This window comes from Burkholderia sp. B21-005 (assembly GCF_020843965.1).
GTDB lineage: Bacteria > Pseudomonadota > Gammaproteobacteria > Burkholderiales > Burkholderiaceae > Burkholderia > Burkholderia ambifaria.
Genome location: NZ_CP086301.1, coordinates 414,861 through 435,795, shown reverse-complemented (window position 1 = coordinate 435,795; position 20,935 = coordinate 414,861). Strand labels below are relative to the sequence as shown.

Sequence of the window (20,935 nt, the reverse complement as noted above, 5' to 3'; positions counted from 1 at the left end):
GCCGCCCGGTTGCCCTGCCGCCGGCCGCGAGCCGGCCTATCCTTTCCGAATACCCCTTGCCCGGGAGCGCCGCTCCACACCATGAAGACGAGCATGCAACGCAAGCTCGACCAGCTGTCTACCCGGCTGGCCGAACTGAACGACCTGTTGAGCCGTGAAAACGTCACGGCCGACCTCGACCAGTACCGCAGGCTCACGCGCGAACACTCTGAACTCGGCCCGGTCGTCGAGCAGTACGCACTGTGGCGCCAGTCGCGCAACGACGAGACGGCCGCGCAGGAACTGCTCGCCGATGCATCGATGCGCGATTTCGCCGAAGACGAGATTCGCAGCGCACGTGAGCGCATGGTCCGTCTCGAAGCCGAATTGCAGAAGATGCTGCTGCCGAAGGACCCGAACGACGATCGCAACATCTTCCTCGAAATCCGCGCGGGCGCCGGCGGCGACGAATCGGCGCTGTTCGCAGGCGATCTGCTGCGCATGTACCTGCGCTTCGCGGAACGCCAGCGCTGGCAGGTCGAGATGATGTCGGAAAGCGCGTCGGATCTCGGCGGCTACAAGGAAGTGATCGTGCGGATCGCCGGCCAGGGCGCGTACTCGCGCCTGAAGTTCGAGTCGGGCGGCCATCGGGTGCAACGCGTGCCGGCCACCGAAACGCAGGGGCGCATCCACACGTCCGCATGCACGGTCGCGGTCATGCCGGAAGCCGACGAGATCGGCGAGGTCGAGATCAATCCGGCCGACCTGCGGATCGACACGTTCCGCGCGTCGGGCGCGGGCGGCCAGCACATCAACAAGACCGATTCGGCGGTGCGCGTCACGCACATCCCGACCGGGATCGTCGTCGAGTGCCAGGACGACCGTTCGCAGCACAAGAACAAGGACCGCGCGCTGAAGGTGCTCGCCGCGCGCATCAAGGACAAGCAGTATCACGAGCAGCACGCGAAGGAAGCGGCGACGCGCAAGAGCCTGATCGGCTCCGGCGACCGCTCGGAACGGATCCGCACGTACAACTTCCCGCAAGGCCGGATGACCGACCACCGGATCAACCTGACGCTGTACCGGCTCGAGGCGCTGATGGACGGCGATCTCGACGAACTGATCGGCGCGCTCGTCACCGAGCACCAGGCCGAACTGCTCGCGTCGCTCGGCGACACCGACTGAGGCCGCGATGCCCGACACCACCGCCGACGACCTGCTGCGCGCGTCGCCGCTCGATGCGGTCGATGCACGCGTGCTGCTCGCATACGCGCTCGGCTGGACCCGCACGCAACTGATCACGCGTGGCGACACCCCGCTCGAGCCCGCGTCGATCGAGCGCTACCACGCGCTCGAAGCGCGCCGCGTGGCCGGCGAGCCGGTCGCGCAGCTCGTCGGGATGCGCGAATTCTTCGGCCGGCCGTTCGATGTGACGCCCGACGTGCTGATTCCGCGCCCGGAAACCGAACTGCTCGTCGAAGCCGCGCTCGACGCGATCGACGGACGGCCGCATCCGGCCGTGCTCGATCTCGGCACCGGCAGCGGCGCGATCGCCGTGTCGATCGCAGCGGAACGGCCTGACGCACGCGTATGGGCGCTCGACCGTTCGTCGGCCGCGCTCGAAGTCGCCCGGCGCAACGCGGACAAGCTGCTCGACGCGCGCCGCCCCGGCGGCCCGCTGCACTGGCTGCAGAGCGACTGGTACGCCGCGCTCGACCCGGCGCTCGCGTTCGACACGATCGTCAGCAACCCGCCGTACATCGCGCAGCACGATCCGCACCTCGCGCAGGGCGACCTGCGTTTCGAGCCGCGCGGCGCGCTCACCGACGACGCCGACGGCCTGAGCGCGATCCGCACGATCGTCGCAGGCGCCGGCGCTTACCTGAAACCGGGCGGCACGCTCTGGATCGAGCACGGCTACGACCAGGCCGAAGCCGTGCGCGCGCTGCTCGTGTCGCGCGGCTTCGTCGCGGTCGAATCGCTCGCCGATCTGGCCGCGATCGAACGCACGACCGGCGGCCGCCGGCCCGGCTGATGGCCGGCCCGCCCGGTTGAAATCCGCTATCATTTCGTTCCAACGCCCCGCAAACGCAAGGTCAGTCATGGACACCCAACAACGTATCAAGCAAATCGTCGACGAAAACCAGGTCGTGCTCTTCATGAAGGGCAACGCGCAATTCCCGATGTGCGGCTTCTCGGGCCGCGCCGTGCAGGTGCTGAAAGCCTGCGGCGTCGACCAGTTCAAGACGGTCAACGTGCTCGAGGACGACGAAATCCGCCAGGGCATCAAGGAATTCTCGAACTGGCCGACCATCCCGCAGCTGTACGTGAAGGGTGAATTCGTCGGCGGCTCGGACATCATGATGGAGATGTACCAGTCGGGCGAACTGCAGCAACTGTTCGCCGCCGCGTAACGCCCCCTTCCCGATGGCATCTCCCAGCGCGCCGCCACGCCGGCTGATCGTCGCGATCACCGGCGCCACCGGCGCGGTCTACGGCGTGCGGCTGCTCGAATTGCTGCGCGCCGCCGGCGGCGTCGAAACGCATCTGATGGTTTCGAACGCCGGCTGGCTCAATATCCAGCATGAACTGAAGCTGTCGAAGGCCGAGGTCGAAAGCCGTGCGGATGTCGTGCATTCGGTGCGCGATGTCGGCGCGACGATCGCGTCGGGCTCGTTCGCGACCGACGGAATGGTGATCGCACCCTGCTCGATGAAGACGCTTGCGAGCGTCGCGCACGGGCTGTCGGACAACCTGATCACGCGCGCGGCCGACGTCACGCTGAAGGAACGCCGCCGTCTCGTGCTGATGGTGCGCGAAACGCCGTTCAACCTCGCGCATCTGCGCAACATGACCGCCGTGACCGAAATGGGCGGCATCGTATTCCCGCCGCTGCCCGCGTTCTACGCGATGCCGAAGACGATCGAGGAACTCGTCGACCAGACGGTCACGCGCGTCCTCGACCTGTTTGCGCTCAGTGCACCGATGACGACGCCGTGGGCCGGCATCCGGCCCGCCCAGTAAGCTGCTCGACGCGGCGCTTCTGCGCCGTTCCTCACGCATCATCGTCGATTCAGCAGCCTTCCGGCTCAATTCGGCCATCTCAAGCACCGCCTGCCGTTCGCGCACGCGGAAGCACCCGCATTAACAACCAGCAAGATTCAATTAAATTCCCGGCGGCCGATTTATCAATGCGTGGTGCGCGCCTATAGTCACAGGCAAACCCTTTTGCAGGCTCCCCCACCATGAACCGCTTGCCTTCGCTTTACCTGTCCCACGGCGCGCCGACGCTGCCGATCGACCCGACGCTGCCGTCCGGCGCGTTCACGCACCTCGGTGCCGAATTGCCGCGCCCGCGCGCGGTGCTGATGCTGTCCGCACACTGGGGCACGCAGCAGCCGGTCGCGAGCGTGGCCGCGCATCCGGCAACGATCCACGACTTCCATGGCTTCCCGCGTGCCCTGTACGAGATCCGCTATCCGGCACCGGGCGCGCCCGAGGTCGCCGAACGGGCGGCCGCGCTGCTGAATGCGGCCGGCATCGCGACCGCGACGACCGAGCGCGGCCTCGACCACGGCGCGTGGGTGCCGATGCTGCTGATGTTCCCGGAGGCCGACGTGCCCGTCGCGCAATTGTCGATCCAGCCGCGCGCGGACGCTGCCCATCACTTCGCGCTCGGCCGCGCGCTGCGGCCGCTGCGCGATGAAGGCGTGATGGTGATCGGCTCGGGCCAGATCACGCACAACCTGCGCGCCGCCGATTTCGGCGCGGCGCCCGAGGATGCAGACCCCCGCGTCACGGAGTTCACCGACTGGTTCGAGGCGAAGCTCGCCGCGCGCGATGTCGACGCGCTGCTCGACTATCGCCGGCAGGCGCCGCACGCGGTGCTGATGCATCCGACCGACGAACACCTGCTGCCGGTGTTCACCGCGCTGGGTGCGGCCGACGACGACTACCGGCTCGGCATCCAGTCGCTCGGCACGTATCAACGTGTGCTCGCGATGACGAACTACGTGTTCGCGAGCGCGGCAGCCTGAGTCGCCCGGCACAACCGGCGACCCCAAACAAAAAGCCCGCCCGAGCATCGCTCGGGCGGGCTTTTTTTGCGCTTCCTGCCACCGCCGATTCCGGTGGCAGGTCAGGCGTCAGGCACCGACCTTTTCGAGGATCTCGTCGTGCGATTCACGCTCGTCGAGATATTGGGTCCGGTAGCCCGTGTTCACGCCCCAGAAGTAGAACACCAGCGAGATCGCCGCGACGATCACCATGTCCCAGCCGTACGGCATCAGACCATGGCCGCCGAACTCCTTGCTGCCGATCAGCGACAGCACGGCCATCGTCGGCAGGTACGCGACCAGCCACCATGCGGCCTTCAGGTCGGCGCCCCAGCCGCTCCAGCCAGACTTGGCCTGGAAGAAGAAGTACACCGGCAGCGCGACGATCATCAGCAGGATGATTTCGCCGGTCAGCGGCCACTTCGCCCAGTACAGGATCAGCGAGGCGCAGACGAACGCGAACGGTGCGATCAGCTTCATCAGCGGAATCGACAGCGGACGCTCGATGTCGGTCGCCGCGCGGCGCAGCGCCATCAGGCTGATCGGGCCGGTCAGGTACGAAATCACCGTCGCCACCGAGATCACCGCCGCGAGCGAGCTCCAGCCGCGGAAGAAGAACAGGAAGATGAACGACACGAGCAGGTTGAACCACATCGCCTGGCGCGGCACGCCGTAAATCGGGTGCACGTTGCCGAACATCTTCGGCATCGTGTTGTTGCGCTCCATCGCGTAGATCATGCGGGTGGTCGTCGCCATGTAGGTCGTGCCGGTGCCGCTCGGGCTGATGAACGCATCGACGTACAGCAGGATCGCGAGCCAGTTCAGGTTCAGCGCGATCGCGAGTTCCGCGAACGGCGACGAGAAGTTGAAGTGCGCCCAGCCCTTCGCGACGTCGGCCGGATTCACCGAGCCGATGTACGCCATCTGCAGCAGCACGTAGATCACGAGTGCCAGCAGGATCGACGTGATCACCGCGAACGGCACGCTGCGCGACGGATTGCGCGCTTCACCGGCGAGGTTCACCGGGCTCTGGAAGCCGTTGAACGCAAACACGATGCCGCTCGTCGCAACCGCGGTCAGCACGGCCGACCAGCCGTACGGCGCGAAGCTCGCGTTCGATGCGGTGCCGAGGTTTTCCGAATGGAAGCTCGTCAGCATCAGGCCGAGGATCGTGAGGCCGGGGATCAGGAACTTGAAGATCGTGATCGCGGTGTTTGCCCGCGCGAACGCCTTGACGCCCCAGTAGTTCAGCATGAAATAGATGACGACCAGCACGGCCGACAGCAGCAGGCCGAGGGTCTGCAACTCACCGTTCACGAACAACGCGTGCGCCCATGGATACGGCCACGTGCTCATGTACTGGATCGACGCTTCCGCCTCGATCGGGATCACCGATACGATCGCGATCCAGTTCGCCCATGCGCTGATGAAGCCCACCAGCGAACCGTGCGAGTAGCGCGCATAGCGCACCATGCCGCCGGACTCGGGGAACATCGCGCCCAGTTCGGCGTACGTGAGGGCAATCGCGAGAATCACGACCGCGCCGATGATCCATGCGCAGATCGCCGCCGGACCGGCGATCTTCGCGGCCTTCCAGGCGCCGAACAGCCAGCCCGAGCCGATAATCGAACCCAGGCCCGTCAGCATCAGTGCAAACGGGCCGATGTTCCGTTGAATAGAACTCTTCACATCCTCTCCTGTGTCTCAAAAAGCGTGGTCGGCCAGCTGTCCGGGATCGGCTCGGACAGCACCGCGCGCGTCATTTTGGGGGGACGGGTAACCCGATCGGGGCAACCCGTCCAGCGGCGCGTAGTTTAACGGTTGCACCTGCAAGATGGCGCCAAAATCGTTCGCCCCCTACAAAAAATTCGCATCGTTTGCAAGGTTTGTAAACATGAACTCCGCAATAACCCTGAGTGCATGGAAATCCGGTTGACCACGCGAGCGATTAGCCGTATAAACAACGTTGCAGGATTTCAAGCGGCGAGTGAATTGGTTCTTTCGTAGTTCGCCCATCAACGGTACTCCGGTTGGTCCTATTACCCCCTTCCTTGATCTTCCGCACCCCATGGGCCTCGGCCCCGTTTTATCTTTTTAGGAATAAGTAACATGGCAACCGGTACCGTCAAGTGGTTCAATGACGCAAAGGGCTTCGGCTTCATTACCCCGGAAGGCGGCGGCGACGATCTGTTCGCGCACTTCTCGGAAATCCGCGTCGAAGGCTTCAAGACGCTGCAAGAAAACCAGAAGGTTGAATTCGAAGTGAAGACGGGCCCGAAGGGTCTGCAAGCTGCGAACATCCGTCCGGTCTAAGTTCGGCGCGATATTTCGTGTAAAAAAGCCCCGCTTCGGCGGGGCTTTTTGTTTTACGGCGCGGCAGCCATGCGGCCACCGCCAGTCCGGCTCACCTTCGCTCAGCCGAACAGCCGCTGCGCGTGAATGCCGAGCCCTGTCGCGACGCTCGCGAGGCGATCGCCGAACACCGGCTGCGCGTCCGGAAATGCGCCGGCGAGCGCACCCGACAGAAACGCGAGCCCGGTCGAGCCGCCGGTGAAATACAGCGCGCCGAGGTCGCGCGGCGCAACGCCCGCCAGCCGCACCGTTTCGCGCGCGGCGTCGACGATGCGCGCGGTGTCGTCGACGCTCGCATCGACGAGGCGTTCGGCGTCGAACGCGATCTGCAGATCCTCTTCCACGTCGTTCAGGTCGATCATCGTCTCCCCGCCCGCCGCCACGCCGATCTTCGCCTCTTCCGCGCGTGCCATCAGCGCGTGCCCGAGCCGCTGTTCCACCACGCGCGTAAGCCGGTCGTACTGCCGCCCATCCTGGTACAGGTGCTTCATCAGCTTCAGCTCGCCCAGCCGCTTCGGCGTGTAGACCGTGTTGATCAGGTGCCAGGTCGCCAGGTCGAAGTAGATCCGGTTCGGCAGTTCGCGCCCCTCGGGATCGAGCGAGCGGTAGCCGAACGCCGGCAGAATCGCCGCCAGCTCGACGCGGCGGTCGTAATCGGTGCCCGCGACGTGCACGCCGTGGTGCGCGAGCACGTCGTCCTTGCGCTCGAGGCGCGCCATCCGCTCCGGCCCGACACGCACGAGCGAGAAGTCCGACGTACCGCCGCCGATGTCGGCAACCAGCACGAGCCGTTCGGCCTGCTGGCGCGACTCGTAGTCGAACGCGGCCGCGATCGGTTCGTACTGGAAATGCACGTCGGTGAAACCGACCGACCGCGCGGCCGCTTCGAGCTGGTCCTGCGCGAGGCGGTCGGCGCGCGGATCGTCGTCGACGAAGAACACCGGCCGGCCGAGCACCGCGCGGCCGATCGGCGCGCCCGCGCGTGCCTCGGCCTTGCGCTTCAGGTGCGTCAGGAAGCGCGCGATGATCTCCGTGTACGCCATCGCGCTGCCGTCGCCGAGATCGGTCGTGGTTTCCGCGAGCGGCGAGCCGAGGATGCTCTTCATCGAGCGCATCAGCCGGCCTTCGAAACCGTCGATATACGACGCGAGCGCCGCGCGGCCGTATTCGACCGTCTGCTCGTCGTTGTTGAAGAAGATCGCGGTGGGCAGCGTCAGGTGGTCGCCCTCGACGGGCGCGAGGCGCATCCCATCGCCGTCGGGCAGCGCCACGGCGGAATTGGACGTGCCGAAATCGATCGCGCAGTAAGTCATCGGAAGGTGCCGCAGCATGGCCGGCGCGGAAAACGGAAAGGACGGGCTTTTTAACATGAAGCCCGCCGGATCACAACCGGGGCCGGCCAGCGGTACGGCGCAACCGGCCCGGGGCGGGGATCGGGCGCGCCGGCGGGCGCGTCAGGAGCGACAGGTGCGGTCGGCGGCCAAACGCGCCCCGCCGCCTGCCGCGGGGAATCAGGCTGCCGCTTCGAAACCCTTCTTCCATGCACCCGCATAGACGACCTCGCCGAGCGCATGGCGCGTGCGCGGCGCCTTTTCGCGGTCGCGCAGCACCGGATCGAGCTTGTCGACGTTGCCGTAGTGGCCGAGCGAGATAAGCGCCGGAATGGCGACGTCGGCCGGAATCTCGAACGCGTCGCGGAACGCCTTCGCGTCGAAGCCGCTCATCTGGTGCGCGGCAAGGCCCAGCGCGTGCGCCTGCAGCACCAGCGACATCGCGGCCGCGCCCGCGTCGTACAGCGCGGTCGACGCCGGCTCGCCCTTCGGCGTGAGCGTGTGCGAAGTCACGGCGATCAGCACCGGCGCCGGCGCGTTCCAGGCCTGGTTGAACGGCACCAGCGTCGCGAATGCGCGCTTGAACGCCGCTTCGTCCTGGGTGCGATCGAATACGATGAAGCGCCACGGCTGCGCGTTGTACGCGGACGGCGCCCAGCGCGCGGCTTCGAGCACCGCGTGCAGATCGGCGGCGCTGATCGGCTCGTCCGAATACGCGCGCGGGCTCCAGCGGCCCGCGATCAGGTCGTGAATCGAAACAGTGGTGGGAGCAGGTTTGACAGACATGCGGTTCCTCGCTGACATCGATGAAGGGGCGCGAACGCGCGCCGAACCGCAAGCATAACCGCTTGAGCAATCACGCGCCCGATCGTCCCGCGCAATGCAAATCACCGATCCTGCATTGACCAGCTGCCCGCCGCGCACGGGCCGGCCGGAGCGTCGCGCTCAGGCGGCCTGCGCGGTGGCGCGGGACGGGCCGCGGTTGATCCGCAGCACGATCAGCGCGCCGACGATGCAGAGCCCGCCCGAGATCATCGACGCGATCGTATAGGTGCCGAGGCTCGCACGCAGCAAGCCCGCGCCGAGCGCCGCGAATGCCGCGCCGAGCTGGTGGCCGGCGACGATCCAGCCGAACACGACCGGCGCCGCGGCCTTGCCGAACACATCGGTGGCGAGCCGCACGGTCGGCGGCACGGTCGCGATCCAGTCGAGCCCGTAGAACATCGCGAACAGCGGCAGCCCGAAGAAATCGATGCCGAACGCATGCGGCAGGTAGATCAGCGACAGCCCGCGCAGCCCGTAGTACCAGAACAGCAGCACGCGGTTGTCGTAGCGATCGGACAGCCAGCCCGACAGCGTCGTGCCGAACAGGTCGAACACGCCCATCGCGGCGAGCAGCGACGCGCCCTGCACTTCGGTCATCCCGTAGTCGCTGCACATCGCGATGAGGTGCGTGCCGACATAGCCGTTGGTGCTCGCGCCGCAGATGAAAAAGCTGAAGAACAGCAGCCAGAAGTCGCGCGAGCGGCTCGCCATCAGCAGCGTGCGGAACGCGACCGCGAGCGGGTTCTCCTTCGTCGCGTCGGGCGCGGCCGGCGCATCGGCCGGCTCGCCGTACGGGCGCAGCTGCACGTCGGCCGGCCGCTCGGGCAGCAGGAACGCGACCAGCGGAATCACGATCGCGGCCGCGACCGCGACGACGAGTACGACCGGCCGCCAGCCGTGGCGCTGCGCGATCGCGGCGAGCATCGGCAGGAACACGAGCTGGCCGGTGGCCGTGCTCGCGGTCAGGATGCCCATCACGAGGCCGCGCCGCGCATGGAACCAGCGCGTGACGAAGGTCGCGGACAGCGTCAACGCGACGACACCGGTCGAGCAGCCGACCATCAGCCCCCAGATCACGACCATCTGCCAGCTCTGCGTCATCATCGACGACAGCGCGACGCCCGCGCCCATCGTCACCAGCGCGGTCAGGATCGTCGGCCGCAGCCCGAAACGCTGCATCGCCGCGGCCGCGAACGGGCCCGTCAGGCCGTACAGCGCGATGTTCACCGAAATCGCCAGCGAAATCGCCGCGCGGCTCCAGCCGAGTTCGCGCTCGAGCGGCACCATCAGCACGCTCGGTGTCGCGCGCGTGCCGGCGGCCGCCAGCAGGATCAGGAAAACCACCGCCGCCGCGAGCCATCCGTAGTGGAATCGCCCGCCGATTCGTGTCACTGCCCAGTTCATGTTGTCGCTCTCCAGTTGGCAGCGCGGCGCCCGCGCGCCCGCCCCGCCTCACCACCAGGCCACCTCCGCCGCACGCTGCATCGGCTGACCCGGGCCGACACCTGGCATTTGTCTGTCGATCCGCTCGGCATTGTTACCGCTCGGTCACAAGTGTGTTGCGATCGTAGTTACCAGTCGGTAACATGTCAAGCAATTCATCACGCAGTCGAGGATCATCATGTCGGGCATCGAGGCCGTCAACAAGCCGCCGGCACGCCGCACGCGCCGGCCGATCGCCGCGGCCGCGGCGCAGGAACACCTGCTGCGCGCCGCCGAGGAGCTGTTTTACAAGGAAGGGGTGCGCGCGGTCGGCGTCGAGGCGGTCGTGGAACTCGCGGGCGTCAACAAGATGAGCCTGTACCGCCAGTTCTCGTCGAAGGACGAGCTGATCCTCGCGTATCTCGAACGGATGGATGCGTGCTTCTTCGAGCGTTTCGATTCGAGCGTCGCGAAGCATCCGGGCCAGCCGAAGGCGCAGTTGATCCAGTATTTCGTCGATCTCGCGGAGCGCGCGACGCAGAAGGACTATCGCGGCTGCCCGTTCGTCAACGTCGCGGCCGAATTCCCGGATGCGTCGCACCCGGCGCGCGAGCGCGTCGCGCAGAACAAGGAACAGCTGATGAAGCGGCTCGTCGCGTTGTGCGAAAGCGCCGGCGCACGGCAGCCGCAAGCGCTCGCCGATGCGCTCGCGCTGGTGGTCGAAGGCATCTACGCGGCCAGCCAGACGTACCGGCACGGCGAAACGCCGATCGGCACCGCGCCTGCGCTGGTCACGCAGCTGATCGAGGCCGGCTGCGCGTGACGGGCGGCGCACGCCCGAACCCCGCCGGTCCGCTCCAGCTACAATGCGGCCCTCGCTGCCGCTTCGCCCGATTGCCTTCGCCATGACCGATCCCCGCCCCGACTCGCTCGACGCCATCCTCGCCGCCACGCGGCACTGGCTCGCGCGCGCGGTGATCGGGCTCAATCTGTGCCCGTTCGCGAAGAGCGTCTATGTGAAGGAACAGGTGCGCTATGCGATCAGCGAAGCGACGACGCTCGAGGACGCACTCGCCGACCTCGAAACCGAGCTGCGCGCGCTCGAGGCGGCGGATCCGCAGCAGGTCGACACGACGCTCGTGATCTATCCGCGCGCGTTCGCGGATTTCGTCGACTACAACGATGCGCTGTTTTTCGCCGACCGGCTCGTACGGCAGTTGCGGCTCGACGGCGTGCTGCAGATCGCGAGCTTCCATCCGGAGTACCGGTTCGAAGGCAGCGAAGCCGACGACATCGAGAACTACACGAACCGCGCGCCGTATCCGATCCTGCACCTGCTGCGCGAGGACAGCATCGCGCGCGCGGTCGACGCGTTTCCGGACGCGTCCGCGATCTACGAGAAAAACCAGGAAACGCTGCGCCGCCTCGGCCACGACGGCTGGCGTGAATGGATGCGCCGGCCGGGCGACGACGTCTGACGCGTCGCGCGACGGCCGGCCATCGCGCGGCCGACGGGCCGCGCGTCAGTCGGCTCAGTCGGCTCAGTCGGCCTGTCGGCCTCAGTCCGCGGCCGGCTCGACGGCCTCGTCGTCCGCCGCCGCGGGCGCCGGCACGAAGAAGCGCTCGTTCAGTTCGGCGAGCCCGAACATGCCGAGGATCTCGTTCAGCCGCTCGCCGGGCTTGCGGCGCGGCAGGTTCTTGTACTGCGCGATGATCAGCTCGTTCTTCATCGAATGCTCCCAGCCGACCAGCTCGGTCACGCTGACCTGGTAGCCGTGCGCCTCGAGCTGCAGACAGCGCAGCACGTTGGTGATCTGGCTGCCGAATTCGCGCGTATGCAGCGGATGCCGCCACACTTCCGTCAGCGCATTCGCGAGCGACTTGCCCTTGTTCCTGCGCAGCACGCCCGCAACCTCCGCCTGGCAGCACGGCACCAGCACGATGTGCTGCGCGCGCTTCGCGAGCGCGAAACGGATCGCGTCGTCGGTCGCCGTGTCGCACGCATGCAGCGCGGTCACGACATCGACCGTTTCGGGCAGCTTCGGCGACGTGATCGAGTCGGCGACCGACAGGTTCAGGAACGACATCCCGCCGAACCCGAGTCGCGCGGCGAGTTCGGCGGAACGCGTGACGAGCTCTTCGCGCGTCTCGATGCCGTACACGTGCGACGCGAACGCCGGCGTGCCGTGCCCCCGCTGCTGCTTGAAGAACAGGTCGTACAGGATGAAGCCGAGATACGACTTGCCGGCGCCGTGATCGACGAGCGTGACGGCGCCCTTGTCGGCCTGCACGCTCGCGAGCAGCGGATCGATGAACTGGAACAGGTGATAGACCTGCTTCAGCTTGCGGCGGCTGTCCTGGTTCAGCTTGCCGTCGCGGGTCAGGATGTGCAGTTCCTTCAACAGCTCGACGGACTGCTCCGGACGGATTTCGTAGGTCTTGTTCGACATCGTGAAGCGGCGCCGGGCCATGGTCGGGTGACCACGGCCCGGCGGCGTGAATTCGTGAGGAATGGCGACAGTTTACCGAAAATGCGCGATCAGGCCCGCGCGCCGAGCCGCCAGAGCGACGTGAGCTCGGCGCGGCGTGCAGCGTGCAGCGGATCGTCCGCGTCGGTCGACTTCGGATGCGCGGGGCGGATGTCTTCGCGGCCGAGCACGACGAGACCGGCTTCATCGATCCATTGCAGCAGCGTGTCGCGCGGCCGCAGGCCGAGATGCTCGGCGAAATCGGACAGGATCAGCCAGCCTTCGCCGCCCGGCTCGAGATGGTCGGCGAGCCCGGCGAGGAAACCGCGCAGCATGCGGCTGTCGGGATCGTAGACCGCGTATTCGATCGGCGCGCTCGGGCGGGCCGGCACCCACGGCGGGTTGCACACGACGAGCGGCGCGCGGCCGGCCGGAAACAGGTCGGCTTCGACGACGTCGACGCGATCGGCGTGGCCGAGCCGCGCGATGTTCTCTCGGGCACACGCGAGCGCACGCGGATCCTGGTCGGTCGCGACGATGCGCTCGACGCCGCGCGACGCGAGCACGGCCGCGAGCACGCCGGTGCCGGTGCCGATGTCGAATGCGAGCGACGTCGCCGGCAGCGGCGCGCGCGCGACGAGTTCGACGTATTCGCCGCGCACCGGCGAAAACACGCCGTAATGCGGATGGATCGGCGCACCGCCGAGTGCCGGAATCGGCACCCCCTTCTTGCGCCATTCGTGCGCACCGACGAGACCGAGCAGTTCGCGCAACGACACGACCGACGGCGCGTCGCCCGGCCCGTACGCTTCCTCGCACGCGGCGCGCACGTCGGGCGCGCGGCGCAGCGGGATCGTGTAGTCGGCATCGAGCGGGATCAGCAGCATTCCGAGCGTGCGGGCGCGCTGCGATTGCGCGAGCCGGTGCAGGTTGAATGCGTCGGCGCCGACCGCAGCCTTCGCCTTCTTCGGCTTGCGTTCGACGCGGCGGGCCATCGCCTGCACGAGCTGGCGCGCATTCTGGAAGTCGCCCTGCCAGACGAGCGCGGTGCCCTCGCACGCGAGGCGGTACGCGGCATCGGCGGTGAAGCGGTCGTCGGCGGGCACGGCGCGCTTCGGCGGCTGCACGCCGGCTTCGGAGCGCCAGCGCACGGCATGTTCGGCGCCGTCGGCGTCGGTCCAGTGGAAAACGGGGAAATCGGTCACGCGAGCTCGGCTACGGTTGGCTTCAGACAGGCGGCGAGAATTCACCGCGCGGACGACACCATACCGCGCTTTGTCCAGCCCCGCAAAAACCGGGGCCGCGGCGCCCGCCCGAAGGCGTTTGCCGCGGCACGATCGTCAATCAGGCGAGATCGACAGTCTCTGCGGCGGGCGCGTCGCGCTTGACGGCAGCAATCCCGTTGTCGCGGCCTTGTGTGCTCTTGTACGTTTCACTCGTACCGATAACCTGGTGGTTCGCGGCCTTCAGGTTGAACATGTACTCGCCGTTGTGCGCGATCTTCCGCTCATAACGTTCGTCCAGCGGCGCATTCTCGCGTACGGAAGCGATGCCGGTTCGCGCGCCACCCTTCTCCTCATACCGCTCGCTCGCCAGAATGATCTCGCCATTCGCCGACTTCAGATGGAAGAAGTACTGACCGTTCGTCGCCTTTTTGATCTCGAACTTTGCAGCCATGTGGTTACTCTCCTAAAAGAACGTCCGACCCTCGGACATTGACCAGTGTAGGAGCCGTAACCACCACAATCTAACTTCCGCCAAGCAAACTGTTGAAGACTGTTAATTCGTCAACTTTTCGTGACATTTGGCCGACGTTACCGTCACACCTACCCACCCCATCCCGGCGTCGTCGGCATGCGCAACGTGCCCGCGTCGCGGAAATGCACGCTGCCCAGCACACCGCCCGCGAGCCGCCCGCGCAGCGCGTAGGGCAGCTCGCCGCTGGCCGCCGCGCCGGGCAGGTTCCACGCCTGCCGTGCGGCGGCGAACGCCGACACCGAAACGGGCACGTCGATCACCGCCTCGCCGAAACGCGGCACGACGCCCGAGCGATCGCTGACGCCGCTCGCGAACGGCGTGCCGTTCAGGTCGAGCGCGACCGAAATGCCGTCGTATTCGATCGGCGCGTCATTCGGGTTCTGCACGCGCAGCTTCAGGCTGAAGCGCATCTCGAGGCCCTGCCCGACCAGCGGGTCGAGCCCCGCGACCGATACGCTCACGGGCTCGCGCGTGAAGCCCGCGCAACCGCCAAGCATGACGGCGGCGGCGAACAGCAGCAGCACGGCGCGCAGCGGCGCGATAAGGAACAGGGCTCGTGGCATGGGCTGGCCTCCTTGCGGCAATCAATCTCAATCGACAGGTCGTCGATGCATTGTACCGAGCACGCCGCGCCACACGCCGGTTCGTAGTTTTCGCGTATCTCCGAGATCGTTAATAGATTAAAACTACGGAAAGCAGTAGCTAAACGGAAAGTGAATTAATGCCTTCCAGCATTCAATGGCACACGAAAAATTCAATCGAGTCACTTTCTAATTTTTTCGTTTCCTTTACCCAAAACCATCAAGTATATTTACGCATCCTTCGAGCAGGCCGACAAACCTTGATGCCGCATGACGGCGATTTTACGGAACGGCGACACGCCGTCCTTCCGTCCTGCGGTCTGGTACGGCCAGCCCCGTGGGTCGTCGGTTCAAAGGGAATGCACGCCCGTGCAGGGCGGGCGGCCGCGTGTCGTGCGCGCGAAATCAATTCAGTACAACACGCGCACGGCCATTTTGAACCGGCAAGTTAACCGACATCCGGAAACACAGAGGGGGCAGTAAACGATGATTACCTTCACGTAGTCGGCCGACCGTCTTTTCGAATAATCCGTCATTGGCTTTTCTCATCGCTGCTGATTAACGGCGAGGGATTGTCTTTGCCGGCGTTTTCGCAGCACTGAACGATTCTTTCAACAATCGAGGTTTCAGTCATGTCGATCAACATTCACAAGATGCGTTATCTACCGCTGGTCGCCGCACTCGCACTCGCCGGTTGCGGCGGCGACGACGGCGGCGTGGGCTCGGCTTCCGCACTCAGCTCGGCCGGCGCGCCGCACTCGGGCTCGTCGCCCGCCGCCAACACGCCGCCGAGCGCGTCCAACGTCGACAAGAGCGTGTCGCCTGTCGAGCTGCCGGACACCGTGGTACCGGTCAACTACCGGCTGTGGTTCCGCCCGAACGACGCGCTGAACGCGTTCGACGGGCGCGCCGATGTCGAAATCAAGGTGCTGAAACCGGTCAACAACATCGTGATCGCCGGCCACCGGATCAAGTTCACGAACGGCCGCATCACACTGCAGCCGGGCAACATCCAGCTGATCGCGACGCCGCAGGACAAGGGCGACTTCTACCAGCTGCGCCCCGCGGCCGGCACGATCGCGCCGGGCAACTATTCGCTGCACATGGAGTGGTCGGGCATCATCAACTTCAAGTCGTACGACGATCCGGCCACGCAGACGGGCGGCAGTTGCGGCGACGATCCGTATCCCGGCTGCTCGGCCGCGGAAGGCGTGTTCCGCGTCGACCTGAAGGGCACCGACGGCAAGACGAGCGGCGCGATCCTCACGCAGGGCGAAACCAACCTGTCGCGCCAGTGGTTCCCGGGCTGGGACGAGCCGGCGTTCCGTCCGACCTATGAAGTGACGGCCGAAGTGCCGCAAAGCTGGCGCGTCGTGTCGAATGCGGCCGAGAAGCCGTCGACCAACGTCGGCGGCGGCTACAAGCTCGTGCAATTCGAGAAGACCCCGCCGATGCCGTCGTACCTGCTGTTCTTCGGCGGCGGCATGTTCGACACCTACGAGGACGATTTCTCGAGCCCGCTGCCGGGCGGCAAGGGCGGCCTGCACCTGCGCGTGTTCACGCCGCCGGGCATGAGCGACTGGGCGAAGCCCGCGATGGACCGCACCAAGCAGGCGCTCGACTACTACTACCGCTACACGGGCATCCCGCTGCCGCTGACGAAGTTCGACACGGTCGCCGCGAACGACGCGTTCAAGGAGCAGAAGGACCTGAACTTCGGCGGGATGGAGAACTGGGGGTCGATCCTCGAGTTCGCCGACGACATCCTGCCGCAGCCGGGCCAGCCGATGTCGCGTTACGGTAACGAGGTGCTCACGCACGAAGTCGCGCACCAGTGGTTCGGCGATCTCGTCACGACCGACTGGTGGGACAACGTCTGGCTCAACGAGTCGTTCGCGACGTTCTTCGAGACGAAGACGACGATCCAGTTCTTCCCCGACGAGTTCAGCTGGCTCGACCAGGTGAAGAACAAGTACCGCGTGATCAATCGCGACATCGGCCCGAACGCGTTCCCGGTCGCGCCGAACTTCAACGACTGGGCGTCGAACGACTTCGTGCTGAGCGCGAGCGCGTTCACGTACGACAAGGGCGGCCACGTGCTGAAGACGCTCGAGAACTATCTCGGCGAGCAGACGTTGCGCCAGGGCCTGCAGCAGTATCTGGTCGACTACTCGTTCGGCAACGGCACGCCGAAGCGCCTGTGGGATGCGCTGTCGAAGGCGAGCGGCCAGTCGGTCGGCCCGATCGGCGACAGCTACGTGCGCCAGACGGGCGTGCCGCTGATCTCGCTCGACACGCAGTGCGACATGACGAAGAACCAGACGATCGTCACGCTCAAACAGCAGCCGTTCCCGAACAAGAACGCGTATCCGGGCCTGCAGTGGACGGTACCGCTCACGATCGCGTACGGCCAGGGTCTCGCGAAACACACGACGATCGCGCTGAAGGATACGCAGGCGCAGACGCGGATCGACGGCTGCACGGGCGTGGTCGCGGATCCGAGCGGTCTCGACTACTACGTCGTGAACTACAGCGACGCCGCGTGGAGCGGCCTGCTCACGCAGGTCAACAGCTCGACCGATCCGGTGCTGCTCGCGAACCTGAAGAGCGAGGCCGCACTGCTCGTCGCGAACAACCTCGCGCCGGCTTCGCGTTCGACGTCGATCGGCTCGGTCGCTTCGCCGGCCGCGATGAAGCTGCGCCAGACGCCGAGCTTCGGCGGCATCGCGCCGACGGCGAAGGAACGTCCGTCGCTGCGCTATCAGGGCATGTTCAAGCCGCGCAAGACGCTGGTTCAGTAACGTTGTCCGGCCGGTGCCGCGCGGTTCGCGGCGCCGGCCGGCGTTCAAGTCCTCACGTCCTTCGGCAGGCCTCGCATGCGGGGCCTGTTTTTTTGTCGGGTCCGCTCGCGCCGCACCTGCAAGGGCTAGCGATCGTCGCGCCGGCGAAACGCCCACCACGCGGCAAGCGCGGTAAAGCCCGCGACGAGCAGCACCATCAGCCAGAAGCCGTGCTTGTTCTCGGAGAACGGCACGCCGCCGACGTTCATCCCGAAGAAGCCCGCGACGATGTTGATCGGCAGCGCGATCACGGTCACGAGCGTCAGCGTGAACAGCGTCCGGTTGTTCTGCTCGTCGAGCCGCGAGCCGATCTCTTCCTGCAACAGCTTGATCCGCTCGTTGAGTCCCGACAGATCGGCGAGCACGAGCGAGAACTCCTCGGTCGACTCGCGCAGCTCCTGCACGTCTTCGGGATGCAGCCACGCGGGCGGTTTCGCGAGCAGCCGGAAGATCGAGCCGGGCTCGGGCGCCAGCATCCGCTGCAGGCGCGTCAAGGTGCGGCGCATCGCGCCGAGTTCGACGCGATTCGACGTGAGCCGTTGCGACAGGAAGCGATCCTCGATGCGATCGACGTCGACGCTCGTACGCCGCATGATCTGGATCAGCAGGTCAGCCTGGTCGTGCAGCAGGTGCACGAGCAGTTCGACCGGCGACCGGAACCGCTCGCCGTCGCGCACGCCTGCGCGCAGCGTGTCGACCGAGCGCAGCGGCTTGAGCCGCGCGGTGACCATGATGCGCCGTTCGACGTGGACGAACAGCGTGGCGATTTCCGACGGCGTCAGTTCGAGGTTGAACATCACGTCGTTGACGATCGCGCGCAACGCGCCGTCCTCCTGCTCGATGCGCGTCGAGCGCGACCCTTCGTGCAGGAATTCGAAGAAGCTGTCGGGCAACCCGAGGTGGGTGCGCATCCAGCGCTCGCTCGCGCCGTGCGCGAGATTGAAGTGCAGCCAGACGAAATCGTCCGATGCGGTCGCATCGCGCTCGCGGCACGTGCGCAGCCATGCAGCGGCCGCTTCGGCGTCGAGCATCACGCCCGATCCGCCCGGGACGAAGCGGAATCCGCACACCATGCCGGACGTATCGGCGCCGTAAGTCTGTACGATCAGGTCCATCGTGTCGAAGGTCGTGCGGCGCCCGCCGCGCCGCGCATCGCGCATCGCGGCGCCACGCCGGGAAATGAAACGAAACGTATGCCCGACGAATATGACACTCTCGCGACACTGTCACATACGCCTGTCCGGGCCTCATCAGCCTATCCCAAAAAGCAACGCGCCGCCCATTGGGCGGCGCATGTGCGATGAGCGGACCGGCGCGAAGCCTTGGATTACTGCCGCGGCTCCGACTGCGCGGCGGTCGGGCACGCCGGATCCTTGCCCCAGTGGCCGTCGCAGACGCGCCAGCGGCACAGCTGATCCTCGAAGAAGCCGCGCTCCGAGCAATCCTTCACGCGCGATGCGAGCGAACCGCCCGTCGTGGCAGCGGTCTTGGTCGGCACTGCCTGCCCCTTCTGGGCGGCGGCCTTCTTGTCGGCCGGCTTCGTGCGTGCGACGAGCGCGGCGAGCAGATCCGCATCCGGGTCGTCCTTCCCCGACGCCTTCGCGCTCGCGGTACGAGTCGTCGCTTCGCGACGCTTCTTCGCCTGCGCGAGTTCCGCCTGCTGTTCCTTGTGATGCTTGCGGGCTTCTGCCTTCGTTTCGGCCTTCGCATCGGCCTTGCTGCGTGCGGCGACCTTGTCGCCCTTCGCGGTGTCGGCCTTCGCCGTTTTCGTCGCCGCTGCGGCGGCGGCCGTCGCGGCGGCGGCGCCTGCCGTGGCTGCGCCCGACGCATCGTCGGCACCGTTCGCGAGCGCGCGCGACAAGCGGCTGCTGTCCGCGCCTGACGCGGACGATGCGGACGCAACGGTCTGGGATGCGGCATCGTCATTGACGATCGTCGCGGGTTGCGCGGCGGGCGCGGCTGACGCTGCATTCTGCGCGACCTGCACGGCGGCACCGCTGGCCGCCTCGGCCTTCACCGGTGCCGGCACGGACGCGGCGGCCACGACGGCCTGCTCGCCCGATTGCTGCTGCAAGCGCCAGGCGCCCCAGCCGCCGACGGCGACCACGAGCGCGACAACGGCCGCGATCGGCCCCTTCAGCGAACGGCGCGGCGCTTCGGCTGGCGGCGTGACACGTCCTTCCAGATTCGCGAGAATGCGCGATTGCTGAGGTCCGCCCGCGCCTGCCGGTTTGGTATCGGACAGCAGGCTGGGCGGGGTTTTCGAATTTGAATTTTCCGGCGCACTCATTCAGCGTCTCATTGAATCCTGGTTTAATTCACCGCGATAATATAGCCCGGCCTCTCAAAGCAGCCTGATTCTAAGAGCAAGCATTGCAAAACACAATCAATTCCAATTTCCGGGGATTTCCTTGATTGCCGTCGCACTCGTCGCCTATTTCGCCCTTGCCGTCGCGGTTGCGGCCCTGTTGCTTTTACCGGGTATCAGGGCGACCGTTTTCGAATCCGTCGCCCAGTTTCACGGCCGCATGACGCGCCGCGCGAACGATCGCGCCGCACGCACGCGCAGTCAAATTGTTAAATCGGCAACCGTGACGCGCGGCGCATTAAGTGGCGTGCAAAATTTACTGGTTCGGCGGCGCTTGATGATTATGGTGTCGGCAGGTATTCTTGCGACGCCGCCATTGGTGGCCATTGCGTTACGCGGTCGGCAATTATTTCAGTACGACGACACGGCGCGCGTGCCCGACGAGAAGATCGCCGCGCTGTTGCAGGGCGAACAACTCGTGCCGCCGCCGCCGTTGCCGCCGGAAGTCTTTGCCACGAAGGAAGTCGAACAGGTGCGGCCGGCGCTGAAGGATGCGAGCCGCGACTGGAACCTGCTGGATCCCGATTTCCGTACGCGTTTGCTGCTGGTCTACAAGATCATGCACGAACAATATGGTTACGAGATGGCGCTGCTGGAAGGTTATCGGAGTCCGGAACGGCAAAACCGGCTCGCGCAGATGGGCACCAACGTGACCAATGCGGCTGCCTTCCAGAGTTATCACCAGTTCGGGCTGGCGGCGGACAACGCGTTCCTGCGCGACGGCAAGCTGGTCATTTCCGAGAAAGATCCCTGGGCGATGCGCGGCTACCAGTTGTACGGGCAGGTTGCCGAGCAGGTCGGCCTGACCTGGGGAGGCCGTTGGAAGATGATGGATCTCGGGCACGTGGAATACCATAAACCCGGTTTTAAACTGGGACGCGGCAGCTAGTCACGGCTGCCGGACAAGAAATAATGAGGGCGGCATGGGGCTTTTTAATCACCCGGCAGGAAACGAT

General features: G+C 66.2%; 20 protein-coding genes. 10 read left to right on the top strand and 10 right to left on the bottom strand.

Annotation, left to right across the window (positions count from 1 at the left end):
* Nucleotides 1-81: 81 nt before the first annotated feature.
* From prfA to LMA02_RS02030, 5 genes are all read left to right on the top strand, one after another.
* Nucleotides 82-1,164 (top strand): peptide chain release factor 1, encoded by a 1,083-nt coding sequence (gene prfA, locus LMA02_RS02050; RefSeq protein ID WP_228906674.1) that lies wholly within the window; start codon nt 82-84, stop codon nt 1,162-1,164.
* A 7-nt stretch (nt 1,165-1,171) separates the two neighbouring features.
* Nucleotides 1,172-2,014, top strand: a complete 843-nt coding sequence (prmC, locus tag LMA02_RS02045) for a peptide chain release factor N(5)-glutamine methyltransferase (RefSeq protein ID WP_228906672.1) — start codon at nt 1,172-1,174, stop codon at nt 2,012-2,014.
* 67 nt (nt 2,015-2,081) lie between these two features.
* A complete protein-coding gene (grxD, locus tag LMA02_RS02040) occupies nt 2,082-2,393 on the top strand; it encodes a Grx4 family monothiol glutaredoxin (RefSeq protein WP_006753626.1) in 312 nt (103 codons plus the stop codon).
* 13 nt (nt 2,394-2,406) lie between these two features.
* The gene (locus LMA02_RS02035; protein WP_228906669.1) at nt 2,407-3,003 is read left to right on the top strand and encodes a UbiX family flavin prenyltransferase; all 597 of its coding nucleotides are present in this window, start codon (nt 2,407-2,409) and stop codon (nt 3,001-3,003) included.
* A 221-nt stretch (nt 3,004-3,224) separates the two neighbouring features.
* A complete protein-coding gene (locus LMA02_RS02030) occupies nt 3,225-4,016 on the top strand; it encodes a DODA-type extradiol aromatic ring-opening family dioxygenase (RefSeq protein ID WP_228906667.1) in 792 nt (263 codons plus the stop codon).
* 108 nt (nt 4,017-4,124) lie between these two features.
* Here LMA02_RS02030 and LMA02_RS02025 read toward each other — a convergent pair whose 3' ends face one another.
* Nucleotides 4,125-5,723: an APC family permease gene (locus LMA02_RS02025; RefSeq protein WP_228906665.1), complete on the bottom strand. Its 1,599-nt coding sequence runs from the start codon at nt 5,721-5,723 to the stop codon at nt 4,125-4,127.
* Between the two features lie 420 nt (nt 5,724-6,143).
* On the opposite strand from LMA02_RS02025, the gene LMA02_RS02020 reads away from it, so the two are divergent.
* Entirely contained in the window at nt 6,144-6,347 is a 204-nt protein-coding gene (locus LMA02_RS02020; protein ID WP_006477070.1) for a cold-shock protein, read from the top strand.
* Between the two features lie 101 nt (nt 6,348-6,448).
* Here LMA02_RS02020 and LMA02_RS02015 read toward each other — a convergent pair whose 3' ends face one another.
* The 3 genes from LMA02_RS02015 to LMA02_RS02005 all read right to left on the bottom strand — a co-directional run bounded on the left by LMA02_RS02015 (nt 6,449) and on the right by LMA02_RS02005 (nt 9,946).
* Entirely contained in the window at nt 6,449-7,699 is a 1,251-nt protein-coding gene (locus LMA02_RS02015) for an Hsp70 family protein (protein ID WP_228907595.1), read from the bottom strand.
* 198 nt (nt 7,700-7,897) lie between these two features.
* Nucleotides 7,898-8,503 (bottom strand): nitroreductase family protein, encoded by a 606-nt coding sequence (locus LMA02_RS02010; RefSeq protein ID WP_006753621.1) that lies wholly within the window; start codon nt 8,501-8,503, stop codon nt 7,898-7,900.
* Nucleotides 8,504-8,662: 159 nt separating this feature from the next.
* Entirely contained in the window at nt 8,663-9,946 is a 1,284-nt protein-coding gene (locus LMA02_RS02005; RefSeq protein ID WP_006753620.1) for an MFS transporter, read from the bottom strand.
* Between the two features lie 217 nt (nt 9,947-10,163).
* On the opposite strand from LMA02_RS02005, the gene LMA02_RS02000 reads away from it, so the two are divergent.
* Nucleotides 10,164-10,787, top strand: a complete 624-nt coding sequence (locus tag LMA02_RS02000) for a TetR/AcrR family transcriptional regulator (protein WP_105785617.1) — start codon at nt 10,164-10,166, stop codon at nt 10,785-10,787.
* An 82-nt stretch (nt 10,788-10,869) separates the two neighbouring features.
* Entirely contained in the window at nt 10,870-11,442 is a 573-nt protein-coding gene (locus LMA02_RS01995; protein ID WP_228906663.1) for a DUF1415 domain-containing protein, read from the top strand.
* Nucleotides 11,443-11,523: 81 nt separating this feature from the next.
* Here the strand turns inward: LMA02_RS01995 and LMA02_RS01990 are convergent, their stop codons facing one another.
* The 4 genes from LMA02_RS01990 to LMA02_RS01975 all read right to left on the bottom strand — a co-directional run bounded on the left by LMA02_RS01990 (nt 11,524) and on the right by LMA02_RS01975 (nt 14,753).
* On the bottom strand, nt 11,524-12,414 hold the full coding sequence (locus LMA02_RS01990) for a class I SAM-dependent methyltransferase (RefSeq protein ID WP_228906661.1): 891 nt from the start codon (nt 12,412-12,414) through the stop codon (nt 11,524-11,526).
* An 89-nt stretch (nt 12,415-12,503) separates the two neighbouring features.
* On the bottom strand, nt 12,504-13,637 hold the full coding sequence (locus tag LMA02_RS01985; protein ID WP_228906659.1) for a methyltransferase: 1,134 nt from the start codon (nt 13,635-13,637) through the stop codon (nt 12,504-12,506).
* A 139-nt stretch (nt 13,638-13,776) separates the two neighbouring features.
* Nucleotides 13,777-14,109 carry a YegP family protein gene (locus tag LMA02_RS01980; protein WP_228906657.1) on the bottom strand — a complete coding sequence of 111 codons (333 nt, stop codon included), beginning with the start codon at nt 14,107-14,109 and terminating at the stop codon, nt 13,777-13,779.
* Between the two features lie 149 nt (nt 14,110-14,258).
* Nucleotides 14,259-14,753 (bottom strand): LEA type 2 family protein, encoded by a 495-nt coding sequence (locus tag LMA02_RS01975; RefSeq protein ID WP_228906656.1) that lies wholly within the window; start codon nt 14,751-14,753, stop codon nt 14,259-14,261.
* A gap of 650 nt (nt 14,754-15,403) precedes the next feature.
* Here LMA02_RS01975 and LMA02_RS01970 point away from each other — a divergent pair.
* Nucleotides 15,404-17,572 carry a M1 family metallopeptidase gene (locus LMA02_RS01970; protein WP_228906654.1) on the top strand — a complete coding sequence of 723 codons (2,169 nt, stop codon included), beginning with the start codon at nt 15,404-15,406 and terminating at the stop codon, nt 17,570-17,572.
* A 125-nt stretch (nt 17,573-17,697) separates the two neighbouring features.
* Here the strand turns inward: LMA02_RS01970 and LMA02_RS01965 are convergent, their stop codons facing one another.
* Together LMA02_RS01965 and LMA02_RS01960 are read right to left on the bottom strand one after the other, a co-directional pair.
* Nucleotides 17,698-18,726: a transporter gene (locus tag LMA02_RS01965; RefSeq protein ID WP_166722076.1), complete on the bottom strand. Its 1,029-nt coding sequence runs from the start codon at nt 18,724-18,726 to the stop codon at nt 17,698-17,700.
* A gap of 212 nt (nt 18,727-18,938) precedes the next feature.
* Nucleotides 18,939-19,901 carry a phage tail protein gene (locus tag LMA02_RS01960; protein ID WP_228906652.1) on the bottom strand — a complete coding sequence of 321 codons (963 nt, stop codon included), beginning with the start codon at nt 19,899-19,901 and terminating at the stop codon, nt 18,939-18,941.
* A gap of 121 nt (nt 19,902-20,022) precedes the next feature.
* Between LMA02_RS01960 and LMA02_RS01955 the strand changes: the two genes are divergently transcribed.
* On the top strand, nt 20,023-20,868 hold the full coding sequence (locus LMA02_RS01955; protein ID WP_006755762.1) for a M15 family metallopeptidase: 846 nt from the start codon (nt 20,023-20,025) through the stop codon (nt 20,866-20,868).
* Nucleotides 20,869-20,935: the final 67 nt, after the last annotated feature.